This is a genomic window from Phormidesmis sp. 146-20, from assembly GCF_052939475.1.
In genome coordinates, this window is record NZ_JBJPHT010000057.1 from 38,628 (window position 1) to 46,380 (window position 7,753).

7 protein-coding genes are annotated in these 7,753 nt (G+C 46.6%); 3 read left to right on the forward strand and 4 right to left on the reverse strand.

The genetic code is table 11. From position 1 onward, the window contains the following. Positions 1-105 precede the first annotated feature (105 nt). Both ACKFKH_RS28665 and ACKFKH_RS28670 read right to left on the reverse strand, forming a co-directional pair. The gene (locus ACKFKH_RS28665; RefSeq protein ID WP_446861775.1) at positions 106-615 is read right to left on the reverse strand and encodes a L,D-transpeptidase; all 510 of its coding nucleotides are present in this window, start codon (positions 613-615) and stop codon (positions 106-108) included. A 499-nt stretch (positions 616-1,114) separates the two neighbouring features. Then, positions 1,115-1,798, reverse strand: a complete 684-nt coding sequence (locus tag ACKFKH_RS28670; RefSeq protein ID WP_446861776.1) for a bifunctional 4-hydroxy-2-oxoglutarate aldolase/2-dehydro-3-deoxy-phosphogluconate aldolase — start codon at positions 1,796-1,798, stop codon at positions 1,115-1,117. Positions 1,799-2,040: 242 nt separating this feature from the next. On the opposite strand from ACKFKH_RS28670, the gene ACKFKH_RS28675 reads away from it, so the two are divergent. Both ACKFKH_RS28675 and ACKFKH_RS28680 read left to right on the forward strand, forming a co-directional pair. After that, positions 2,041-2,979 (forward strand): DUF2382 domain-containing protein, encoded by a 939-nt coding sequence (locus tag ACKFKH_RS28675; RefSeq protein WP_446861777.1) that lies wholly within the window; start codon positions 2,041-2,043, stop codon positions 2,977-2,979. 105 nt (positions 2,980-3,084) lie between these two features. Next, the gene (locus ACKFKH_RS28680; RefSeq protein WP_446861778.1) at positions 3,085-4,014 is read left to right on the forward strand and encodes a YsnF/AvaK domain-containing protein; all 930 of its coding nucleotides are present in this window, start codon (positions 3,085-3,087) and stop codon (positions 4,012-4,014) included. A gap of 66 nt (positions 4,015-4,080) precedes the next feature. Here the strand turns inward: ACKFKH_RS28680 and ACKFKH_RS28685 are convergent, their stop codons facing one another. Further along, entirely contained in the window at positions 4,081-5,664 is a 1,584-nt protein-coding gene (locus ACKFKH_RS28685; RefSeq protein ID WP_446861779.1) for a nucleoside hydrolase, read from the reverse strand. A 253-nt stretch (positions 5,665-5,917) separates the two neighbouring features. Here ACKFKH_RS28685 and ACKFKH_RS28690 point away from each other — a divergent pair, with 253 nt between their 5' ends. After that, positions 5,918-6,286: a hypothetical protein gene (locus ACKFKH_RS28690; RefSeq protein ID WP_446861780.1), complete on the forward strand. Its 369-nt coding sequence runs from the start codon at positions 5,918-5,920 to the stop codon at positions 6,284-6,286. Between the two features lie 388 nt (positions 6,287-6,674). On the opposite strand, the gene fabI is transcribed toward ACKFKH_RS28690, so the two are convergent. Beyond that, positions 6,675-7,469, reverse strand: coding sequence for an enoyl-ACP reductase FabI (gene fabI, locus ACKFKH_RS28695; RefSeq protein ID WP_446861781.1), 795 nt, complete (start codon positions 7,467-7,469; stop codon positions 6,675-6,677). Positions 7,470-7,753 lie beyond the last annotated feature (284 nt).

Below are 7,753 nucleotides of genomic sequence, written 5' to 3' on the forward strand. Positions count from 1 at the left end.
CAAAGCAGCTTCTGATACGTTTCAAACGTCCGCTAACATCATAGAATTCATATCAATTTAATGCACTCGATAAAACTCAGGTCGATCGCTACCCACCTTCAGGAACTACTCGCGAACAATGACTGGAGTACCGACTTCAGCCCAATCAAACAGACGTTCTGCATGATCGACGGCCACATTGACACAGCCATGACTGACAGGCGTGCCAAACCTGCGATGCCAATAAGCGCCATGAATGGCATAGTTGCCCGAATAAAACATGGTGTAGGGCACATCCGGAATGTCATAGTCGTCACCCTGCATTCGAGCCGATTCTAGTTTAGTTTGGACTGCAAACACACCCGTTGGTGTTGGGGTCGCGTCTTTACCCGTCGAAATGATCATTGCATATTCGGGCTTTTTGCCTTGCCAAGCGGTGAGCCGTTGACTGGACAAATCGATCTCAATCCAACGTTGGTTAGACTTTTTGAGGGCTGCAATTTTGGTGACGACCGGACTTGGTTTCGCGATCGAGACAGGTTTGCTTAAAGCAGGTAATAAATCAACATTTAGGGTAGTCAAAGTCAAGCCAGTAGTAGCCAAAAGCATAGCAGCAGCGTAGTTGAGGCACTTCATTTTTAGCCCCTCTCTTCTATTGATAATGGATATGTTGGTGGTAATGCTGCAACCCTGTGCAAAAGTCAGCTTCAGAAAGTCTGCAAGTAGAATTTGCATCTTGAGCCATTTCACTTTCGCATCGGACATTTATACTTGTTTCGCCCTTGTCTATTCGACTACACCGCCACTTGTACAGATTCCAGTCACTCCCAATTTTGTTTAATATCAATTCGATGAAGTTGTTTCGCTTCAATGTTCAAATCTTCTGCCAATTCTGAGTAACTTTCAGAGAAAATTTCCGGTTCAAAGTTCCTCCATTTATGAAGCAAAGCGAACCTGCAACAAAAGCGACAAGGGCGTTGCTGATTGGAGGGATGAATCTGTGGGAAGCGTTAGTCTTTTCGCCCCCTAAATCCCCCAAAATTGGGGGACTTTGAACCTTGGGTTTCCCGCCGCTTTGGGGCACACCCCCTGATTCAGCAACGCCGCGACAAGTACAGAATCCACGTTGGACAGCTCATCCCTCCTCCCTCCTCCCTCCTCCCTCCTCCCTCCTCCCTCTTCTAAAATCCTCCAACCCTTGCATCAAACTTTTGGACTGCTGCACGATCGCGTCCCAATCTTGATTCTCGACTGCCCACTTGGGAAACAAATTGCCCGATAGTCCCACAGCGATCGCGCCTGCCGCCACCAACTCTTTTGCATTATCCAGACTTACCCCACCTGTTGGAATCAGCGGAATGTGTGCCAAAGGGGCCTGCAAACTTTGCATATAGCGGCTTCCTCCAAGCGCCTGAACTGGGAAAACCTTGACGCTGCTGGCCCCTGCTTGCCACGCCATCACAATCTCAGTCGGCGTAAGCGCCCCTGGAATCATAGGAATTTCTTGCTCGATCGCTCGCTCAATCAAATGAAGATTGACATGAGGCGTAAAGACAAACTCCGCCCCCGCCTCGATCGCTAACTGTAATTGATGGAGTGTAAAAACAGTGCCCGTCCCGATCGTACAGTCAGAAAGTTCGTTCCTGAGTTCATGAATTAATTGAGCGGGGCGATCGCTGTCCCAGGTGATTTCGATTAGCTTCATTCCACCGAGTGCGACTGCTTTAGCCATTTCTCGACCCAGGTTGAGCGTAGGGGCACGAATAACCGCGATCGCTCGATGTGCTCGAAGCTTTGCTAACCAAGAGTCTGCTTTCATCTATAAATAGTTGTAGAAATACAAAGTTGTAGAAGTCAAGAGAAATGATTTTATCGAATTCAACGCCTCCTTCAATGTTTCTTAATCAAAAGATTACCTTAGTCGTAAATTAATCGGAAGTTACATTTGAGAAAAGTTCAGTCATTAGAGAGAGTTGATTAGGTCATTAGAAAGATGGTCTTTCTAAATTCAATCCCTAACATTGATAGTTGAAACCAAAGCTAAACTTGAGGAAACTAAACATGGCACTCTATAAAATTAAGGACTTTGATCCTGACTATCGCGATCACTTTGAGGGTCACGATATTAAAGGTATGGATCTCTATTCTGGCGACCAGAAAATTGGCTCAGTTAATGATGTTTTAGTCGATGAGGAAGGGCGTTTTCGCTATTTAGTCATCAACACCGGAGCCTGGATTTTTGGCAAGCAAGTCATGCTGCCGATCGGACGTGCCCGCATCGATTACAGCGATAACCACGTCTATGCGGATGGTCTAACCAAAGCTCAAGTCGAGTCTCTGCCTGAATTTACCGAAGATTTGAAGATCGATTACGAGCATGAAGAGCAAGTTCGTAATGTTTACCGTCCAACTGCGGCTACCGCAACAACAGGTCTTGGCGCTCCTTTAGAAGCCTCTGCTTCCCTTGACTCTCCGATCCCAGTTGATACTGGCGTTGCCTACACTGGCTCATCAATGGGTGCGGCTCCTGCGACCTACGATCGTGACACTTACAGCTATGACAACCACGACGCAGATCTGTATGCGATCGATGACACCAAACACCCCAGCCTCAAGCTGTATCAAGAACGTCTAGTAGCCAGCAAGACTCGTGCCAAAACGGGCGAAGTGGCGATCGGTAAGCGCGTCGAAACCGAAACCGCTAGAGTCTCTGTCCCCGTTGAAAAAGAGCGCGTTGTGATCGAGCGGACAACTCCTACCTCTGGCACCATCACCCCTGATGCAACTGCTTTCCAGGAAGGTGAAGTGGCGCGAGTTGAAGTTTATGAGGAAACGCCAGACATCCACAAAGAAGCGTTTGTGCGGGAAGAAGTGAAGGTGAAGAAAGTAGTCGAGCAAGACACTGTAACCGCCGAAGAACAAATCCGTCGTGAAGAATTGGATGTGGATACTCAAGGCCGCCCCGTGGTGGAAGGCGACGCTGCAAACCGCAGAATCTAGGTTAGTTAATGGCTGATCTAATCGTTTAAGAGACATGGGCAGGGCTAATCTGTGAGGCTCTGCCTGTGTTTTTAAAGAAGTGAAATTACCCGAAAATTCAACCTTATGAATTCTGAAACTTTTACAAAAGAGCATTCACCCCAAACAGGAGAATCTGAGCCGATTAACGCTAGACTTGACCATTTGAAAAGCAGAATTATGGGCTTTAATCTGGTCGATCGTCAGGGGCGGTTTGTTGGCGAGGTAAGAGATTTGATCCTTGATGATCAGCAGCGTCTAAAGATTATTGTTGCTCAACCGGATGTCAACCAAGGAGAGCGATTTTTGTTGCTTTCTAGTCGATTTGTCAGTCGTGTAAAATCACGCGATCGCACCGTTGCGATCAATCTTAATCAAGCAGATATTCGTCGTCTTCCGGAGTATTCTTTTCCCATGCAATCATCGAATCAACCGACCCAAGACTTATTTGGCGCTATCATCATTGAGCAGGACAATCAGGCTCAAGAAATTGAAGTTGACACCCTCGAAAATCAGCCCATTCCTGAACAGGCGCAGGGTGTGATTGAGCATGTTGACAGTCCAAAAGTGTTGTCAGAAACGGTTGTACAAGAAGAGTCAATTCAGCTATTAGAAGAACGGCTAAAAGTTGACTACACGAAACATAAAGTTGGCGAGGTAATTGTTCGTAAAGAAATCGAAACTCGGATGATTCAGGTTCCTGTCCGGCGTGAAAAATTGATTGTCGAACAGATTAGCCCAGACCGTAGACAGCTTGCTGAAATCGATTTGGGAGAAGACGGAATTTCTGATCTCAATTTGCAAGACTACATTCCTGAGACGCATCAAATTAGCAATCATATTGTTAGTGGAGAATTCGATTCACCCAAAACGGCAGCCTGGTTGATGGATACGATCGCTCACCAACTGCGGCACGGCTGCAAACGCATTCGAGTTGAAATCGAGTTAGAAGACGCAAGTCAATCTGAGTTATATCAAGGCTGGTTCGATCGCTGCTCAATCAAAAAAGAACGTTAGATTTGAAAAAGTGGGTAGTTAATTTTCGCCCTCAATTAGAGATAAACTACCCATTTAACTAACCTTTTAAGAAGGGCAAACTAGATCAAACACTACGTTTTGAATCGTTGTCTTAAAGTCAGGGTCGCCGGGAGCCGGATTGACGGTAAGCCCCACTCTAACAGGATTGTTGACTCGTCCCAGTCTAAATAGACTGCCAATATCTCGACGAAAAAGTTCTTTGGCAGAAATCTGTCCCGTCACGGTGTTGGGATCTCCATTTGTCAAAGTTGTAATTTCGAGATCGCGGAAGTCTTCAAAGTTTACAAAGTTATTCCAGACGCTGGTTGCTGCTAACGTATCCCAGAGAAATAGCCCATCAAAGACAAACACCCCTGGAGCAGGAGAGTTGGCTAACTGCACATTTTTGACGAACTGAGCGGGAGCCGTCTTGCATTGAGCGGGGTTATCTTGAATGCGATCGGCAAACCCTTGCAGTCTGGCAAAATTGGTCGCATTTAACGGCACAATGTCAGTTGGAATGCCTGAGTTTAGAAGTTTCTCAACGGCTTTTGCGTCGATCCAAAAGTTAAATTCTGCGTTGTTCAGAGAGTTGAATGCTTTTTTAGATTCCCCGGTTTGGATGGCTTCAAAGTTTGTGCCGGGAAAGGGAAGATGGTGCATTCCAAAAATGTGTTCTCCAGCTTGGAAATAGATGTTGCCTTCTGTCCAGGTGGGGAAGGGTTCGTTGAGTCGATAGTTGCCATTTGCGTCAAAATTGTCGGCTTTGTTAGCGTCCCATGCGCCTCCCATGTAGCGTACCGAAATCACTGATTTCAAATCGGTCAGCTTGATGTTAAAAGGACAGCCATATTTTTGGGGGGCTTGCTCTAGTTTGGCGTAGGCTCTGGCAATGTTGGTCGCGGGGCCAACGGCAACGATCGTCAGCTTTTCCTGCTTTTGATAAGACTCACAGATTGCCTCTGCCAAGAATGTAGAAGCCTTCTTTCTGGGGTCAAATAAGTTTAATTCGGGTAGCTGAAACTCATTGAGTGCGTCTTGTGCTTTGGGCAAAACGTACCGCAAAGTTTCATCTCGAAAGGGTCGATTGAATTCGTTAAAACAAACAATGTCTCGTTGAGAAAAAACAAATTCTTTGTGCAGCAAGCAAGGTTCTAATCCAGGTTTTCCAGATAGCGGAAGTTGGACTCGAAACCGCGTTCTTTTGGAGCCAGGAAGCGGCTTGCCAAACTCGTCGGCTTGATTGGGAACGGCAATTGTTGTCACTCTTTCATCGCAGCCTGTATAGATTTTTGCGCCACTATAGCCCGCGACGGAGAGAACTTTTTGAGTGATGCCCGAAATCGAGCCTTCGTCTGCACTAAAGTTGCCTAACAGTTCTTTTTTTAACTCTGGATATCCGTTAGAATCTTTGCAGTAAGACTCTCCGTTAGAAGCGGTTGTGACTCCTAAAAGTTTGACGGGGGGCGCATCTTTTTGAGAAGCCAGCGCCAAAACCAGGAGTGAATAGTAGTCTTCAAATCCGCCGTCATGGTCAAGAATAACGCGAATTGGCTCGGCGGCAAGTGACGGTAGAGGAACGCAAAAAATACTTGCAATACTGGTGAGCAGAAGCTTGGATGCAAGACTTTTGAAATCAAAACAAACCATTGGTAAGTTCCTTAAAAGCGACGCTGTTTTCATCCAGATGTCTGAATGCAACTTTGTGATCTTAAAGGGCTAAACTTTTGCGACAGGTGTAGAGGAATACCGATCGCTCACCCCATCAAAAATTGCTTGCTCTGGTGCAGAAGACCTCACTTTCATCAACGGTCTAGTTTTCTGTATTTACGATTTTCTGCAAATGTGAGTTATTGTATTCACAGAAAACAAATTATTCCTAGCGTCAGTAGGACAAGCAAACATGGTCAACAAAAAAGCGAAAAGCTCCAAGACTGAGGCTACATCGATTCCGACTTCGATCAGCGTTAAAGAAAGTCCTGTTTTGGAAACGGCGATCGTACCTTCAGATCCCATCGCAGAACCCACCAAAAAGAAGACTCGCAGCGCCAAAAAGATCACCAAAACTGATGTCGTTGAACCGATCGTAGTCGAGCCAACCCCTCAAGAAACGGTTAAGGAGGAGGCTAATAAAAACGTCAAGATGAAGCGGCTAACGTTGGATATTGCAAAACCGTTGCACAAAGCGATCAAAGCAAAGGCGGTTGAAGAAGGAATCCCGATGGTTGATATGCTGCGATCGCTTTTAGAAACGCATTACGGCACTCATTAGAACCTGGATTTGATGAGGGGTTTTCGCTTCGGTGTTTGGTACTTCTGCCCCCCAAGCTGCCAATTCTGAGGGACTTTTAGACAAGCGGCTGATGTAAAGTTCCTCACGGGCGAGGGGTTGGAGGGCAGCTAGAATCTTTAACTAAGAAGCGTTTCATCGAATTCTAGGGAAAGTTTTTTACTAGAGCGATCGCATCCAATACAGTTTTTGATGTTGATTGACTGACAAAACTTTTGGAAGCCCTAATCTGTTGGTGGTTGACTAGCGAATGAAATCCGAAGCTATTCAAGGTTTTGTTAATCCGCGAAGGTGGATTTTGTTCTCATGGCTGCGGTTTTAACTGCCAAGCAAGAAGTTTTGTCAGTCAACCAGGTTCTAAATGGGATGTTTACTCGCCTTTTGTTCCGGTCATGCCCATGATTTCATAGCCCGCATCGACATAGATCACCTGCCCTGTAATGCCGCTCGATAGATCGCTACACAAAAACGCGGCTGTGTTTCCAACTTCTGTTTGAGTGACGGTTCGCTTGAGGGGAGCTACCGCTTCGACGTGGTGAATCATATCTAAGATGCCACCTACCGCAGAGGAGGCCAACGTGCGAATGGGGCCGGCTGAGATGCCATTGACGCGAATATTTTGCCCTCCTAACTCATAAGCGAGATAGCGGACATTCATCTCTAGTGCCGCCTTTGCAATCCCCATGACGTTGTAGTTCGGAATCACCTTCACGCCGCCTAAATAGGTCAACGTCACAATGCTTCCCCCTTCTGTCATCAATGGTTTTGCCGCTCCAGCCAGCGTGATCAGCGAATATGCACTGATATCCAGAGCCGTGTTGAAGCCTGCACGAGACGTTTTGCTAAAGTCGCCCGACAGATCATCTTTGCTGGCAAATGCCAAACAGTGAATCAGAATGTCTAGCTTGCCCCAGCGATCGCGTACTGTCTCAAACGTAGACTGCACCTGAGCATCATCCTGAACGTTGAGCGGCAAAAACAGGCTAGGTTGCAGCGGCTCGACCAGTTCGGCGACTTTTTTCTCCATCTTGCCCTTTTCGTCGGGTAGATAGGTAATGCCAAGATTTGCCCCGGCTTTGTGGAGTTGTTGGGCAATGCCCCAGGCGATCGATTTGTTGTTGGCGATCCCAGTCACTAAGGCATTTTTTCCGGTCAGGTTCAGCATAGATGTCTATCTCAAGGGCAACTATGAGAATACTCAAAGATGGGACGTTGGGGAATAGTAGTGGGTGGTTTGGTTGGTTCGGTTTGGGGAGGAGGGAGGAGGGGAGATTTAGCTTGCTTTCTTGCATTCATAATTGCGGCGAAAGGTTTCGTTGAATTCACGTTGCATTGAAGGCTTTAAGGCATTCGTGCAGGGTGGTCGATCGCGCTTCTAATGAGTTTCAGCAGTCGCTAGGGGATTGTAAAATAAATTGTGTCAAAGGTCAGAAGTTGAGATCTAATGAA